Annotated in this window: 16 protein-coding genes; 4 read left to right on the plus strand and 12 right to left on the minus strand. The window is 28.1% G+C overall.

What is annotated here, in order from left to right; all coding sequences use genetic code 11:
* Positions 1 to 38: 38 nt before the first annotated feature.
* Genes ABVS04_RS01660 through ABVS04_RS01675 form a run of 4 tightly spaced genes read right to left on the minus strand, consistent with a single transcriptional unit; the run spans position 39 to position 4,896 of the window.
* Positions 39 to 1,133 (minus strand): ABC transporter permease, encoded by a 1,095-nt coding sequence (locus ABVS04_RS01660; RefSeq protein WP_368028920.1) that lies wholly within the window; start codon positions 1,131 to 1,133, stop codon positions 39 to 41.
* Positions 1,133 to 2,245: an ABC transporter permease gene (locus tag ABVS04_RS01665; protein WP_368028921.1), complete on the minus strand. Its 1,113-nt coding sequence runs from the start codon at positions 2,243 to 2,245 to the stop codon at positions 1,133 to 1,135. The genes ABVS04_RS01660 and ABVS04_RS01665 overlap by 1 nt, the downstream gene beginning before the upstream one ends.
* Entirely contained in the window at positions 2,238 to 3,932 is a 1,695-nt protein-coding gene (locus tag ABVS04_RS01670; protein ID WP_368028922.1) for an ATP-binding cassette domain-containing protein, read from the minus strand. The genes ABVS04_RS01665 and ABVS04_RS01670 overlap by 8 nt, the downstream gene beginning before the upstream one ends.
* Positions 3,933 to 3,936: 4 nt before the next feature.
* The gene (locus ABVS04_RS01675) at positions 3,937 to 4,896 is read right to left on the minus strand and encodes an HlyD family efflux transporter periplasmic adaptor subunit (protein WP_368028923.1); all 960 of its coding nucleotides are present in this window, start codon (positions 4,894 to 4,896) and stop codon (positions 3,937 to 3,939) included.
* Between the two features lie 132 nt (positions 4,897 to 5,028).
* Between ABVS04_RS01675 and ABVS04_RS01680 the strand changes: the two genes are divergently transcribed.
* Genes ABVS04_RS01680 through ABVS04_RS01695 form a run of 4 tightly spaced genes read left to right on the plus strand, consistent with a single transcriptional unit; the run spans position 5,029 to position 8,387 of the window.
* Positions 5,029 to 6,138: an MlaE family ABC transporter permease gene (locus ABVS04_RS01680; protein WP_368028924.1), complete on the plus strand. Its 1,110-nt coding sequence runs from the start codon at positions 5,029 to 5,031 to the stop codon at positions 6,136 to 6,138.
* Positions 6,138 to 6,875, plus strand: a complete 738-nt coding sequence (locus tag ABVS04_RS01685) for an ABC transporter ATP-binding protein (protein WP_368028925.1) — start codon at positions 6,138 to 6,140, stop codon at positions 6,873 to 6,875. The genes ABVS04_RS01680 and ABVS04_RS01685 overlap by 1 nt, the downstream gene beginning before the upstream one ends.
* Complete coding sequence (locus ABVS04_RS01690) at positions 6,875 to 7,810, plus strand: MlaD family protein (RefSeq protein WP_368028926.1); 936 nt, start codon at positions 6,875 to 6,877, stop codon at positions 7,808 to 7,810. Before ABVS04_RS01685 ends, ABVS04_RS01690 begins: the two co-directional genes overlap by 1 nt.
* Positions 7,800 to 8,387 carry a hypothetical protein gene (locus ABVS04_RS01695; protein ID WP_368028927.1) on the plus strand — a complete coding sequence of 196 codons (588 nt, stop codon included), beginning with the start codon at positions 7,800 to 7,802 and terminating at the stop codon, positions 8,385 to 8,387. Before ABVS04_RS01690 ends, ABVS04_RS01695 begins: the two co-directional genes overlap by 11 nt.
* 1 nt (position 8,388) lies before the next feature.
* Here the strand turns inward: ABVS04_RS01695 and ABVS04_RS01700 are convergent, their stop codons facing one another.
* From ABVS04_RS01700 to ABVS04_RS01735, 8 genes are all read right to left on the minus strand, one after another.
* Positions 8,389 to 8,928, minus strand: coding sequence for a DUF1439 domain-containing protein (locus tag ABVS04_RS01700; protein ID WP_368028928.1), 540 nt, complete (start codon positions 8,926 to 8,928; stop codon positions 8,389 to 8,391).
* Between the two features lie 34 nt (positions 8,929 to 8,962).
* Positions 8,963 to 10,006, minus strand: coding sequence for an AbrB family transcriptional regulator (locus ABVS04_RS01705; protein ID WP_368028929.1), 1,044 nt, complete (start codon positions 10,004 to 10,006; stop codon positions 8,963 to 8,965).
* Between the two features lie 122 nt (positions 10,007 to 10,128).
* Complete coding sequence (gene pgm / locus ABVS04_RS01710) at positions 10,129 to 11,763, minus strand: phosphoglucomutase (alpha-D-glucose-1,6-bisphosphate-dependent) (protein WP_368028930.1); 1,635 nt, start codon at positions 11,761 to 11,763, stop codon at positions 10,129 to 10,131.
* Between the two features lie 304 nt (positions 11,764 to 12,067).
* Positions 12,068 to 13,039, minus strand: coding sequence for a thiamine pyrophosphate-dependent enzyme (locus ABVS04_RS01715; protein ID WP_368028931.1), 972 nt, complete (start codon positions 13,037 to 13,039; stop codon positions 12,068 to 12,070).
* Complete coding sequence (locus ABVS04_RS01720) at positions 13,036 to 14,280, minus strand: 2-oxoacid:ferredoxin oxidoreductase subunit alpha (RefSeq protein ID WP_368028932.1); 1,245 nt, start codon at positions 14,278 to 14,280, stop codon at positions 13,036 to 13,038. The genes ABVS04_RS01715 and ABVS04_RS01720 overlap by 4 nt, the downstream gene beginning before the upstream one ends.
* 2 nt (positions 14,281 to 14,282) lie before the next feature.
* Entirely contained in the window at positions 14,283 to 14,693 is a 411-nt protein-coding gene (locus ABVS04_RS01725; RefSeq protein WP_368028933.1) for a 4Fe-4S dicluster-binding protein, read from the minus strand.
* 12 nt (positions 14,694 to 14,705) lie between these two features.
* Positions 14,706 to 15,269: a pyruvate flavodoxin oxidoreductase subunit gamma gene (locus ABVS04_RS01730; RefSeq protein ID WP_368028934.1), complete on the minus strand. Its 564-nt coding sequence runs from the start codon at positions 15,267 to 15,269 to the stop codon at positions 14,706 to 14,708.
* Between the two features lie 338 nt (positions 15,270 to 15,607).
* Complete coding sequence (locus tag ABVS04_RS01735; protein WP_368028935.1) at positions 15,608 to 16,267, minus strand: HAD family hydrolase; 660 nt, start codon at positions 16,265 to 16,267, stop codon at positions 15,608 to 15,610.
* Between the last annotated feature and the right edge of the window lie 15 nt (positions 16,268 to 16,282).

Here is a 16,282-nt window from a genome sequence, read left to right on the forward strand (position 1 = left end):
ATTAATATACCAAGTGATTTTATAAAAGCTTATATATACTATTGAATCTTTTTCCTAAACATCCAAGAAGCAAATATTAATGAGATAAAACCTAATGCTAGCATTGGAACTATAAGTGAAATTGCCATATCAAAATTTATATCTTTTAGAAATACACCTTTTAATAAAATCAGAAAATATTTTAAAGAGATAATATCTGTAAATGGTATTAACCATTGGGGCATATTTTCAACAGGAGTTGCAAAGCCTGACATTAAAATATATGGAACCATCAAAACAAAAGCTCCTAAAATTCCTTGTTGCTGAGTAGAAGAAATTGAAGATATAAAAAGTCCAAGACCTACAATAGAAAATAAAAAAGCAACTAATCCAGCATATAGTATTAAAATCGAGCCTACAAATGGAACTTTGAAAAAAACAATTGCTACAAAAAAAATAAAACTAGCTTCAACAATACTTATTAATAAAGGTGGAATAGTTTTTCCAATTATCAAAATAGTTGTTGAAAGTGGAGATACTAGAAGTTGCTCAAAAGTACCTAATTCTCTTTCTCTTGCTACTGATAAAGATGTCAATAAAAGTGCGATTAACATAGATAAACTTCCCATTAGATTTGGAAGTACCCACCAGAAATTATCAAGATTTGGGTTGTATAAATTTCTTGTAATGATTGTATTAGTTATGGGTGAGTTATTTACAACTTTTTGAATAGCTGATTGAATATATCCTTGTGCTATTTGAGAGCTGTTTGATTTTCTTCCATCTGCTATGATTTGTATAGATACATTTTCATTTTTTGCTATTTTTTGAGCAAAGTTTTGTGGAATATATAAAACTACTAAAGCCTTTTGAGTATCTATATATTCTGTTAGTTCTTTCTCACTATTTAATCTATAAATATTTGTAAATGAATTACTATAGCTTAGGCTTCTTATTATTTCTTGACTTTTTGTACTATTGTCCCTATCAAGAACAGCTATATTTATGTTTTTTACTTCTAGTGTTATTGCAAATGAAAAAAGCAAAAGTTGAATAAGTGGGGGAATTATTATAATAGTCCTAGATTTTTTATCACTCCAAATGGCTAAAAACTCTTTTTTCATTAAAGCTAATAATTGAAAAATCCAAATCATCAATCTAACCTTTTTCTTGTGATTTTTATTATTATAGAAAATATGATGGTACCTACTATTATCATGGCAAAAACATTTGGAAGAATTACTTCGTAAATATCTCCACTTAAAAATATACATTGTAATATTTCTATTAAATATCTAGCAGGAATGGCATGGGTTATATATTGAAGCCATGTGGGCATACTACTAATTTGAAAGATAAAACCTGATAATAAGAAAGCTGGTAAAAATCCAACTATTAGTGCCGCTTGTGCAGCTACAAATTGATTTTTTGCTAGTGTTGAAATCAAAAGACCGAGTCCAAGTGCAGGAAAAAGATACAAAGCTGAGGTAAGAAAAAGTAAAAGAACTGAACCCCTAAATGGTATTTCAAACCAAAAAATGGCAATACTAACACAAATCAACATAGAAATCATAGCAAGTACAAAGTAAGGTAAAAGTTTTCCTAAAAGCAGTTCCATAATAGTAATAGGTGTTGACATAATAGCTTCCATAGTACCCCTTTCCCATTCTCTAGCAACAACAAGGGCTGTTAATAAGGTACCAATAAGTGTTAAAATAATAGCTATGGAACCTGGTAATAAAAAATAAGAGCTTAGAAGTGGTGAGTTAAACCAATATCTTGTTTGTATATTTAAAGATGATATTTTTGATTTTTTACTAAAGCCTTCTTGCTCTAACCAGTTACTCCAAACTCCACTACTATATTTTTGTACAAAACCTGCAATATTTGGTTCACTTCCATCTGCTAAAATTTGAATCTTAGTATTTGATGTTTCTAAATCTTTTTCAAAAGTTGATGGAATAACAATAATTGCTCTTATGGTTCCTCTTTGAAGTTTCTCTTCAAAATCCATTCTATTATTTCCCACTTCAACTTTAAAACTTTCTGACATTCTAAAGGCATCTACTAAGCTTAAAGTATATTTTGAAGATTTTTCAACCACTATTCCAATGGGAGTATGTTTTGAATCAAGAGAAATTGCGTATCCCATTAGAAACAGTAAAATCAAAGGTAATATAAAAGCAATAAGTATAGCACTTGGATCTCTTATGATTTGATAACTCTCTTTTATAAATAAAGCTTTAAATCTTCTAAATTTAAACATTATCACTTCTTTTAATTAGTTCTATAAAAGCCTCTTGCATAGTTGCATTTGGAGATATTTTTAAAATAAGGTCATGGGGTGTATCTATGGCAATTGCTTTACTTTTATATATCAAAGCTATTTTGTCACAGTATTCTGCTTCTTGCATAAAGTGAGTGGTAACCATGATCGTCATACCTTTTTCTACCATTGCATAAATATGATTCCAAAACTCTCTTCTTGTTACTGGATCAACTCCACTTGTTGGCTCATCCAAAAATAAAACAGCTGGATCGTGCATGATTGCACAAGCTAAAGATAATCTTTGTTTATATCCAAGTGGTAAATCTTTTGCTTGGGTATTTTTATATTTATTTAACTCAAAAATTTCTAACATATTTGAAATTTTTTCTTTTTTCTTATTTCCTGTTAATCCATAGATTCCAGCATAAAATTTAAGATTTTCGTAAACATTTATATCTGCATAAAGTGAAAACTTCTGAGACATATATCCTATTTTCCACCTAGCTTTTAGAGAAGACTTCATAAGGTTATATCCTAATACTGTAGCTTCTCCACTTGATGGTTTTAAAAGTCCACAAAGCATTTTAAAAGTAGTTGATTTTCCAGCACCATTTGGTCCTAATAATCCAAATATTTGACCTTTTTTTATATTAAAACTTATATTGTCAGTTGCAATAAAATTGCCAAATCTTTTTGTGAGATTTTTAACTTCTATTATATTTTCTTCATCTGTATTTATATATTCAATTTGATCTGCAAGTTTTGAAAGACCATTAAAATTAGCTTTTAATATATTCATAAAGCCATCTTCAAAAGTGGGAAGAGACTCCTTATATACACAATTTGACGCAACTATATTTTCTAAAGGAGGTAATTGTTTACTTTCATCGGTGATGATTTTAACTGTATTCCCTAAAATTAGACCATCATTTATATAATCATATCTAAGAGCTAATTGTAAAGTTTTTCTTTTATCTTTTATATCTCCAATTATGTCAAATACTTTGCCTTTCATTCTCTCTTTTAAAACATCAGGATTACCAAAAAAAAGAATATCACCTTCGTTTAGAAGAATAACTTCATCACAAAGTTCAGCTTCATCTAAATAAGCTGTACTCCATAAAACAGTAACGTTCTCTTTTGTAAGATTTTCAACCATACTCCAAAGTTCTTTTCTAGAAATTGGATCAACACCAACTCCTGGTTCATCAAGAAGTAAAAGTTTTGGTTTTTTTATCAAAGCACTTGCTAGACCTAATTTTTGTTTCATTCCCCCTGATAAGTTTTTTGCCAAGAAATCTTTGAAGTTATAAAGGGAAGTAAAATGTAATAATTCATCTATTCTATTTTGAAGATTATCCATAGGAATTGATTGTAGGTTTGCAAAAAGTCGTAAGTTTTCTTCTACACTTAAATCTTCATATAAACCAAATTTTTGAGGCATATATCCTATTTGCTCTTGTATATTTTGTATATTTGATTCTAAATCTAAATCTAAAATTTCAATCTCTTTTGCTTCGAAAGACAAAAGACCACTAAGTATTCTCAAGAGTGTAGTTTTCCCCGCTCCATCAGGACCCACGATTCCTGTGATTTTATTTGGTTTTATTTCAAAAGATATGTTATTTAATGCTTTTTGTTTTGAAAAACTTTTTGTTAGGTTTTTTACAGAAAGTATTGACATGATTTTATAGTTTAATTTCAGGGAAACTAATTGTTACTGGCATTCCTTGTTTTAAATTATCATCAACATTTTTTAAAACAATTCTAAATCTATAAACCAAATCAGTTCGTAAATCTTCTGTTTGTACTGTTTTTGGAGTGAACTCAGCAAGGGGAGAGATAAAACTAACTACTCCTTCATATTTTGTGTTACTATCCGTTGATATTATTGCTTTCATACCTGATTTTATAGTTCCTAAATATTTCTCACTTAGATAACTTCTTACCCAAAATTCATCATTTTTAGCTATTTCAACTATTGTTTGAGAGCTATTTATTATTGAGCCTACTTCATAAACTTTTGTGATTATGGTTCCATCAACTGGAGAATATAAAACCGTATCATCATAATTTATTTGTAAAATATTTCTTTGAGCTTTTAGTGAATCAAGAGTTGCTTTTGCACTTAAAATATCTTCTTTTTCATAACCATTTTGAAGTAGTTCCAAAGAACTTTTTGCATAATCGTATTGAGCTTGTAAATCCAAAGCTTGTGCTTTTGTATTATCATAAGATTGTTCTGAAATAGAGTTACTTTTGAAAAGAGATTGTGCTCTTTGAAAATCTTTGTTTGTTTTATCTAAATTTGCTTTTACTTCAGAGAGTTTTGCTTTTGCTTTTTCTATTTCTTCAATTCTATAACCTTTTTCAAGTTTTTGAATTTGTGCTTCTTGAAGATGTATTTGTGCATTTATTTGATTTAGGTTTTCTTTGAAAATAGAGTTTTCTATTGTTGCAATGATGTCACCTTTTTTTAAGTTTTGGCCCTCATCAAAGTTTAATGTTTCTAATCTTCCTGATACTCTAAAAGCTAAAGATACGGTTCTTACATCTACATTTCCATAAAATTTAACTTCTTTTTCTTCTTGATAGCAAGCAGTAAAGAATATAAGGCAAAAGGGTAAAAGTAGGAATATTTTTTTCATAAAGTTCCTTTTATATAGCTAGATAACATAATTTATGCTCATATTACTACAATGATAATAAATTTATACTAAATAATATAATTAAATTTTAGATACCATGTTGTATAGATTAAAGGTAAAGGTCATTATAAAATGGATAATAATTTTGAATTAAAACAATTATCAAATGATACTTACGAACTAGTACTTTTTAATATTTGGAATAATGAAACAATGACTCAAAATATTAAAGAGTTAAAAAAAGTAAAACTATCAAATAAGTCAAAAATACAAATAGATTTTAAAAACCTAAAAGAGTGCAATAGTAGCGCTATTATTTATATTATTTCCTTTACAAAACAATTTCCATCAGAAAATATTAAATTAATAAATTTAAATTTATATGAAAGTAAATATAAATTTTACGAAAAACATTATCAAGATAATAAGGATGTTATTAAAGAAAAAAGTCATATTATTGAAGATATAGGAAGAGAAGCCAATAATCTTTTTTTATCTTCTATAGATTTCATAAAATTTATAGGAAAGATATTTTACTTTTTTATTTATTCTTTATTAAATCCTAAAAAAATGAGAATAAAAGCTATGTTTAAATACATAGATAGCTCAGCTGTAAATGCTTTATTTATAGTTGGAATAACTTCATTTTTAGTTGGAGTTGTTATTGCATATCAAGGAGCTGTTCAGCTTGAAAAATTTGGTGCAAATATTTTTATAGTTGAAATGATTTCTATAACTATGTTTAGAGAAATAGCACCATTGGTAACTGCCATTGTAATAGCAGGAAGAAGTGCAAGTTCTTATACCGCTGAAATAGGTGCCATGAAGATAACTGAAGAAATAGATGCCATGAGAACTATGAATTTTGAACCAACTTTATTTTTGACGCTTCCTCGTATTTTTGCCTTAGTGATTTCTTTACCCTTATTGGTTTTTTTTGCCGATATAGTTGGTGTATTTGGTGGGATGGTTATTGCTTATATTGATTTAGATGTATCTTTTTGGGAATTTATTAATAGAATTGGAACAGAAGTACCACTAAAACATTTTTTACTAGGAATATTTAAAGCAGTATTTTTTGGAATGACAATAGCAGTTATTGGATGTTATAGAGGTTTTCAAGTGCAAAACAATACAACTAGTATTGGGAAATATACAACAATGAGTGTTGTAAATGCAATATTTGTAGTGATCGCATTAAATGCAATTTTTTCAGTAATCTTTACTCAGATAGGTATATAATGGAAATTATAAAAGTAGAAAACTTATCCACTATATTTGGTGAAAATGTTGTTCATGATAATATTTCATTCTCTATAAATGAAAAAGAGATATTTGGAGTATTAGGTGGAAGCGGTTCTGGTAAAACAGTACTTGTGAAACAAATAGTAATGCTAAGTGGAATTCAAAAGGGTACTATTAAAATTTTTGATAAAGATATCTCATATTTAGATTTAAAGCAAAGCCAAGAAATAAAAGAGCAGTTTTCATATCTTTTTCAATTTGGAGCTTTATACTCATTTTTAACAGTTATTGAAAATATTGCAGTAATGTTAAAAGAGTATACAAATTTGCCAAGTGATTTAATAGAAAAAATAGCATATACAAATCTAGAAATTGTAGGCCTTCCTAAAAACTGTGCAAATTTATACCCTTCTGAAATAAGTGGTGGTATGAAAAAAAGAGTTGCACTTGCTAGAAGTTTAGCCCTAGAGCCAAAGATTTTATTTTTAGATGAGCCAACAAGTGGTTTGGATCCTGCAAGTACTCAAATGATAAATGAGTTGATAATTTATTTAAGAGATGTATTAAATATTACAATAGTTATAATAACCCATGATCTAGAAACAATAAAAACCGTATTAGATAGATTTATAATATTAAAAAAAGATATTATCTTTGATGGAAATATAAAAGAAGCTATGAACTCAAATAATGAGTTTATAAAAGATTTTTTAACAAATAAAAAGGCTTTATAATGGATACTAAAATTAATTTTTTTAAAATCGGAATGTTTATAGTCATTTTTACAATAGCACTTTTAGGTGTTATATTTTGGTTGGGGAAATATGGTTTTGAAAAACAAAAATTTGATGAATACTCAATATTTTTTGAAGAATCAATTTCAGGTTTAAATATTGGTTCCTCTATTAAGTATAAAGGTTTTGAAGTAGGAACTGTAAATGAGATTAAAATAAATCCAAGTAATTCAGAAGAGATACAAATAAATATCTTAATAAAAAAAGGTACTCCTATAAAAGAAGATAACTATGCAATGTTAGGAAATCTTGGAATCACCGGACTTAAATATATAGAGTTAAAAGGTGGATCAAATGAAACTGAACTACTTAAAGAAAATAAAGATGGTTTAAAAATAATTCCAGTTAGAACTTCTGTATTAACTACGTTATTTGATTCAACACAAGATATTACAACTGAAGTTATGTTAGTTTTAAATCAAATAAAAAAAGTCTTAGATGACAAAAATATAGATAAATTTTCACAATTTTTAGTAAAAGGTGAAAGTAGTCTTTCAAATGTTGAGCAATTAACTGAATACTTAATAACAAATGAGAAAAAAATAGATGAGTTACTAGATGAGGTTTCAGGCTTAGTTAAAAATGGAAATAACTCTTTAAAAAGTGTAAATAAAACAACTGATAGTTTGACTAAAACTGCAAATAGTTTTAAAGATTTATCAAATGAATTATTAAATGAGTTAAAAAAGGGTTCATTTAATATCAAAGATTTATCTCAAGAGAGTTTTGATAAGTTGAACAATGTATTAAATAGTTTAGATGAAACTATACTTCAAACACAAAAACTTGTTGATGATTTAAATCAAAGTCCAAGTGATATACTCTTTAAACAAAAAACTATAAAATATGGACCAGGAGAGATAGATGAAAAATAGTATTAAGATTTTTATTTATATATGTATGATTATACTTTTATCTGCATGTAGTTTTAAACAAGATAGTATGAATGTAAATACATATGCAATTAATTTTAAAACAACAGACGATTTTAAAATTAATAAAAAAACAATATACATAGAAGTACCAGATGTAAATAAGAGTTTTAATTCAAACTCCATATTTTATACAACAAAAGCCTATTCATTTGAAGAGTATACTTTAAATAGATGGATAGATAAACCATCATCTATGCTTCATAATAATCTAGCTTTAGCTATTGAAGAGAGTCATATATATAAAACAGTTTTAAAAGAAAAATCAAAAATAAAATATGATTATATGTTAAAAACAAATCTAATGAGTTTATATAATAGTATTGAAGAAAATAATTCATTTGCTATTTTATCTATAAAGTTTGATTTAGTGTCAAATGATGAGGTTGTTAAAACATATAATTACAATAAGAAAGTATTAAATCAAAACAATAAGCCTTATGATTTTGTAGTAGCAGTTAATAAAGCTTTTGAAGAAGTTGTAAGTGATTTGAATTTACAACTTCATCAAATAAGATAATTTATATTCCAAAAGTAACTAAAAGTTCAGAATCCTCTATTTTCACATCTTTTACAAAAGAGCCTTTGAAAGAGGATTTATCTATTTTGTAAATAGGAATATTTGAGAAAATAGTATCTATAACTGGTTTCATATTTGAAAATACTAAATCAGTAAAATTTTTATCAATAATCATATTTGAAAACTTCAATTCTTCAACTTGAATATCTCTTAAAAATATTGCTGATTTCTCTTTATCAAAGTAGGGATTACCTGATAGTGTAAATGTACCAATTGCACTTGGAATAAATATTGCTGATAAGTTTATATGCATATTTGCATTTAATCTATTTGTATTTGATATAAAAATATTTGGTTGTTTTATATCGATATTTGCAAATACAAAGTTTTGATTTATTGGGAAATATTCTGAAGGTTTATTTAATTCACTCTCTTCAATTTTAAGAGTTAAACCATCTGTATCAAACTTTTTTATACATCCAGAAAATAGTAAAATAAAAGATAAGATAGCGAAAATATGAGTTTTTTTGAATAAATACATGAAAATCCTTTTTATAATTAAAGAATATTTTACACTATTCTTTGATTCTTTTGGCTAAAAGAGGTGCAATATTCATAACGATAAAAAGTCTTATTATGTGATGTACTGTTATATATGGAATATTTGCAGCTACTAAAATAGCTATTAGATTTATTTCAGCTTGTCCTCCTGGACTAAAAGCTAGAAGTATAGAGACAATTGGAAAATCAAAGAAATAATAAACAATAAATATAAATATAGCACTAATAATTGCAAGTATAATAAAATGCCCAAAAGTACCAATTAGTGTTTTTATAATAGTTTTAAAAGTTACTCCTCTAAATGTAAATCCAATGATTGTTCCAAATATTACTTGCACACCTTTTATTAGCTCATCGGGTGGTTTAGAGTGAACGAATCCTGCACTATATGCAATAATACTTAAAATCATAGGACCAATTAGATACGCTGCTGAAATATTAAGTTTTTTTGCTGTGTAAGCTCCTATTATTCCAATAATTCCAAGATAAAAAAAATCAGGTAAATATATCTCTTTTAATGGAATAGTAATTAATCTATTTCCACTTATATCAAGATGAAAGATATATTGAATAATAAAAGGTAAAGTTAGAACGATAAATAAAAGTCTTGAAGATTGCACGAGGGTGATTTTAGAAGTATCTGCTTTTAACTGCTCTCCTAGAATTACCATTTCAATAACACCTCCTGGCATAGAACTAAAGAATGCAGTTCTCTTATCAAAGTGTAAAACTCTATAATAGTAATAAGCACCTGCAAATGCCACAATAATAGTATATGGAATAATAAGTAGTATACTAAAGAAATAAATATGCAAGTTACCTAATATCTCAGGAGTAAAAGCACTTCCAATGGTAAGACCTATTATGATTCTTGCAGGCGTTGAAAATAGTTTTGGACTTTTTATTGGAATATTTTGAAATCTCATAGCAATTGATGAGGTAAAGATAGCTCCAAGTAACCAAGGAAGAGGTAAATGCAAATAAATAAATAAAATAGAACCTAATAGACCTATAAAAATTGCAAGTAGCATTTGTAAAAGGCTTTGAATATTTGGCATTTTATTTGTATTCCTAGTTATAAATATTTTTTAAAAATTTGTAAAAAACTGTATAAAATAAAATGTAGAAAATGGAAAAAGAGCTAAATCTTATTATAAATTTAACTCTCTTTGTAAGATTTTTACGCTTCTATACTTTTTAAAACTAATTCTTGAGCTTCTTTTATTATCAATTCTAAATGAGTTTCATTTATAAAACTTTCTGCATAAATTTTATAAATATCTTCAGTTCCAGAAGGACGAGCCGCGAACCACCCATTTCTTGTTGTAACTTTTAATCCACCAATATTTGCTTTATTTCCACTTGCATGAGTGTAAATATTTTCAATTTGTTCATTGGCTAATGTTTTAGATGTAATATCTTTTATAGAAAGATTTTTTAGTTTTGCTTTTTGTTCATAGTTTGCAACAGCATCAACTCTTTTATAATAAGCTTTACCAAACTCATTTTCAAACTCTTGATAGATAACACCTGGGTCTTTTTTTTCTTTTGCAGTAATTTCAGCAGCTAAAAGATTTAAAATAATTCCATCTTTATCAGTTGACCAAACACTCCCATCTTTTCTTAAAAATGAAGCACCAGCACTTTCTTCTCCACCAAATGCTAAGCTTCCATCATATAAACCTTCAACAAACCATTTAAATCCAACTGGAACTTCATATAGCTTTTTATCTAAAGATTTTACAACTTTATCAATCATTGAGCTTGAAACTAAAGTTTTACCAACTCCCAAGTCATTTTTCCAAGATTTTCTATTTGAAAACAGATACCAAATAGCAACAGTTAAATAATGATTAGGATTCATAAGTCCTACACTTTTTGTTACAATTCCATGTCTATCAAAATCAGGATCATTTGCAAATGCAATATCATATTTATCAGCTAATTTAATTAAAGAAGCCATAGCATATGGAGATGAACAATCCATTCTTATTTTTCCATCATGATCGCAAGACATAAAAGAAAAAGTAGGGTCAATTGATTCATTTACAATATCAAGATTAAGGCCATAGATTTCATTTATTTTTCTATAAACTTCTAATCCAGATCCACCAAGTGGATCTACACCAATATTTAGATTTGCATTTTTTATAATATCCATATCAATAATTGAGTCTAATGCTTTTACATAAGGTGTTATAAAATCAGCAATTTCTAAAAACTTAGATTCATATATTTTATCTTTAGCTATAAATTTAACATCTTTTAGACCATCTATTAGTATCTCATTTGCTCTATTTTCTATTATAGATGTAACATCAGTATCAGAAGGTCCACCATTTGGAGTATTGTACTTATATCCTCCATCGCATGGTGGATTATGTGAAGGAGTTATAATTACACCATCATTTAAAACATTAGAGTTTTTATTTGATTCTATAATTGTAAAAGACATAACAGGAGTTGGAGTATATCCATTATCTACTGCAATTTTGCAGTGAACTTCATTTGCTAAAAAAACTTGTAATGCACTAATTTGAGCAGGAGTTGATAAAGCATGAGTATCAATTCCAATATGCATAATACCATTTATAGAAGCACCTCTTCTATATTCACAAAGTGCTTGTGTGATTGCAAAAATATGTGCTTCATTAAAACTTGATTTTGTAGAACTTCCTCTATGTCCCGATGTTCCAAAACTAACTTTTTGACTTTGAATATTTACATCTGGCTTATTTGTATAATATGCTTCTATTAAGTTATCAATATTTTCTAATATTTCCTTGGGTGCTATTTTACCTGCTAATTCATTCATCAAGTTATGTCCTTTTACTTTTTTTTTGCTTTTATACAAAGATACATTATTTTATCAAAATTAGCCTTTTATATGATTTTGATTTTTAGATTAGTAAATAAGATTTATAAATTATATTGTTATTTAGTTGAGTTTAGAAGTAAATAAGAATATTAATGAGTTAAAATAAAAGTCCCTATTTCAAACAGGAGGCAATTGTATAAAATAGGGACTGAAAAGTTTGTTAGTATTTATAAGAAAGTTGTAATATAAATGTAAGAAAAACAAAATCTTTAAAACTTTGTTTTCCAAACATGAGAAGAAATTACATTCTAATTTCTTCTCTTTTTTGTAAGAATTCCCATCTTTTGTTAATTCTTTCTTGCCATTCTTCAATTAAATATTCATATTCAGGTTTAAATAAATGTTTAAATCTTGGTTGCGCACCTAAATAATCTCTAACTGGAATGATATTTTTTGGTCTATATGTGATGTTTAATTCTCTACCATCAATGATTTCATATAATGGGAAAACTAAAGAATCAACTGCTAAATCAGAAACTTCAATAGTTTGATTTGGAGCAAATTTCCACTCAGTTGTACAAGCAGACATCGCATTTATAAATACAGGTCCATGTGTATCAAAACCTCTTTGAATTTTTTTAACCATATCTTTCCATTTATTTGGAGCAACTTGAGCAACATAAGGTGCACCATGAGCTGCCATAATTGAAATAATATCTTTTTTCTGTCTTTTTTCACCATAAGAGTGAGATCCCGCTGGTGCAGTTGTTGTACTTGAACCAATAGGAGTTGAAGATGATCTTTGACCTCCAGTATTTGCGTAAACTTCATTATCTAAACAAACATACATAAAGTCATGTCCTCTTTCAAAACAACCAGAAATCCATTGGAATCCAATATCATAAGTAGAACCATCTCCACCAAAAGTTACGAATTTTGGTTGAGGAGTATCTTCACTGATTCTTCCTTTGTTTCTAAGTGCTTTATTCATCGTTTCAACACCTGCCATAGCAGTTGATGAGTTTTCAAATCCAATATGAATCCAAGAACAATCCCATGAAGTGTGAGGATAAATAGCTGTACAAACTTCTAAACATCCAGTAGAAGCAGAAACTACTAAGTTATCATTAGTAGCATTTAAAACTTCTCTTACAATGATTGAGTGAGCACAACCTGGACATAAAAGGTGTGAACCTTCAAATCTTTCAGCTGCTGTTGAGAATGCTTTAAGATTTTTAATTTCTTTTTGTGTATTAACTAATGCACTACTCATTTTTGTACTCCTTGCGCTTCATAAAAACTAAGTTCTGGACCTCTTACTCCAACAAATCTTTGGATTTTTCCAGCTAATTTATTTTCTTTTGCTTCTTTATCTAATGTTCTAAAAATATTTTTTAATGATGCAACTGTCATATCTCTTCCACCTAATCCATAAATTAAGTTTGATACAGTTGGACGTGCAGGAGTATTGATTAATGCACCTGAAACTTCATTATATAAAGCTCCAACAGTTCCACCAGGAGCTGATCTATCCATACAAGCTACAGATTTAACATTTTGTAAAGCTTCTGCAACTTCTTCAAGAGGGAACGGTCTAAATACTCTAGGAGCTACAACACCAACTTTAATACCTTCAGATTCTCTTATTTGATCAATAGCTAACATAGCTGTTTCAAATGTAGAACCTAAACAAACGATTGCAACATCAGCATCTTCCATTCCATAAGTTTCAACAAGTTTATACTCTCTACCTGTTAATTCTTTAAATTGTGCAAATGTTTCTAAAATAACTTTTTTAGAATTCATTAATGCAGCATGTTGTTTTGCTTTATGCTCAAAATGCCAATCTTGTTCCGTTTGTACACCATGAGTTACTGGTTTATCAAAGTTTAATAAAGCATTAACTTGTAAATATGGTCCAACGAAATCACAAGCAACTTTATCTTCTAAAGGTGTAACATTTTGTGCAGTATGTGAAGTCATAAATCCATCTTGATTAGAAATAACTGGTAATCTAACTGAAGGATGCTCAGAAATTTTGAAAGACATTAAAGTCATATCATAAGCTTCTTGAGGATTAAATGCATCAATTGAAATCCAACCTGAATCTCTTGTCAAATATAAATCAGAGTGGTCACCATTTACGTTAAGTGGCGCAGCTAATGCTCTATTTACAAGACATAAAACAACAGGAATTCTCATTCCAGATGCTTGATATAAAACTTCAATCATAAGTGCAAGACCTTGAGAAGAAGTAGCAGTTGCAACTCTACCACCAGCAGCTCCTGCTCCAACACATGCAGACATAGCAGCATGTTCAGATTCTGTCATGATTACTTCCCCATCAACATATCCATTTGCATGGAACATACAATAATTTTCAACAGTAGCCGTTGAAGGTGTAATAGGATAAGCAGCAATAACATCTACATCAGCTTGTCTTAAAGCTTGAGAGTTTGCCATGTTTCCATCCCAAACTTCTACTTTTTTTAATTCCATTACTCTTTTATTCATACTTATTCACCTTTCTTTTTTTTCTCAGGCCATTGTGCAAGTGCATCTTCCACTGTTTCAAATTCATTGAACATTAAAAGTGATTTTGGATTTGTAGGACAAACGCTAACACATAATCCACACCCTTTACAGTGTTCATAATCTACACCTTTCATCTCTTTATTTCTAGCAATAATTGATGTATCTGGACAGAAAATCCAGCAATTTTGACAGTCAATACAGGTTTCAGAATTCCAAACTGGTTTAATAACTCTCCAGTCCCCAACAGACATACTTTTTGAACTAGTTTCAGAATACATTCTATCTTCTGGTTGTATATCTGCAATATTATAATCTATATTTCCATCGAATGTGTAAAGTGCAGCACCAGGTACTAACTCATCCCATCCCATTTCATTAATTGGTTTACTCATTTTTATATCCTTCTAATGAACTTCGTCATAAGCTCTTTGGATTGCTACCATATTAGCTTCAATTAAATTTGGTGGTAATTTTTTTAGAACACTTACCATTTTTTCTTTGAAATAATCTAATTCGTACATTCCACTAACTTTCATAAATGCTCCAAGCATTGGAGTATTAGGAATAGCTTTTCCTATAGTATCTCTTGCAATTTGGAAACAATCAAGAACAAATACTCTATCTTTAATATCTTGTAATTCAGGAACTGAAGAAATTAAATCTTCTTTGCTAAGGTGTGTTGTAATAATATATTTTGTTGTATCTTTACCATTAGCAGTTATATCATCTGTAAAAGCAAGACCTGGATCTAGTATGAATACAAAATCTGGACTCATATATTTCTCGTGATTTATAATAACTTTATCATCTATTCTATTGTAGGCTGTCATTGACGCACCTCTTTTAGCTGAACCATAGAATGCAAATGCTTGAACTTGTTTACCAGATTCGGCAACAATTGATCCAAGACCTTTAGCACCTGTTACAGCACCTTGACCTGCACGGCTATGCCATCTAATTTCTAACATAGTGGCTCCTTAATTAATATTAAATTTGACTTAAAAAATTTAATTAGTCTTTTGTATTATAGATAATCTTAACTTACAAGGTACTTTTATTTAAAAAAATTTGAAATAGATGTAACTTAATGCTACATAAAAATAAAAAACAAAAAGTTATTTTTATTATTTATAATAAAAAATACAATGTTCCAAAATATAAATAAAGTACCATAAAATAGGTATTCTTATATACATATAAAAAATAATTAAACTTGAATTAATTATAGGAATAAAATCTTAATTAAATATAGCTTTGAAAATATAAAGTTTAATCTTAAGCTATATCTAAATAAGTATATGATTTATTATTTTTGTAAATTTTTAAGGAAAATTATTGCACTTATTGCATCTTTTTGAATAAATTGGGTGTATTCTTTAATTTCTTCAATCTCTCCATAACCACATAAAACACCAATAGAATTAATATTTGCTTCACGTGCAGCAATTAAATCAAGTTTTGTATCCCCTATCATCCAAACATCATGTAAATTTTCATCATAATTCATTTGATCAAGAGTAACTAAAATAGGTTCTGGATGTGGTTTTGGATTTTGTACATTTTCTCTACCTGTCACAATTTCAAAAAAATGTGCAATATTAAAATGCTCTAATAGTGGCATAGTGTACATTCTTGTTTTTGTTGTAACTACGCTTACTCTTCCTAACTGAGATGCTAATGCAACCGCTTCATAAGCATTTTTAAGTAGTGTAGTTTTTTCTTTAGATATAACTCTATATCTATTTTTATAAGAATCAACAAAATCCCAAATCAAAGAATCCTCAATTCCTAATTCTTTGTACATAATATCCAAAGGATAACCAATCAAATCTTTTATATCTTTTTCACTACCTGTGAAATCAAAATGTAACTCTTTAAATGTGTGATAAAAAGTCGAAACTATAGCATCAGTTGAATCTATTAATGTTCCATCTAAATCAAAAAGTATAATTTTTTCTTTTTTCATAAATCTTAAATTCCT

This window comes from Arcobacter sp. s6 (assembly GCF_040884245.1).
In the GTDB taxonomy this organism is placed as follows: Bacteria; Campylobacterota; Campylobacteria; order Campylobacterales; family Arcobacteraceae; genus Aliarcobacter.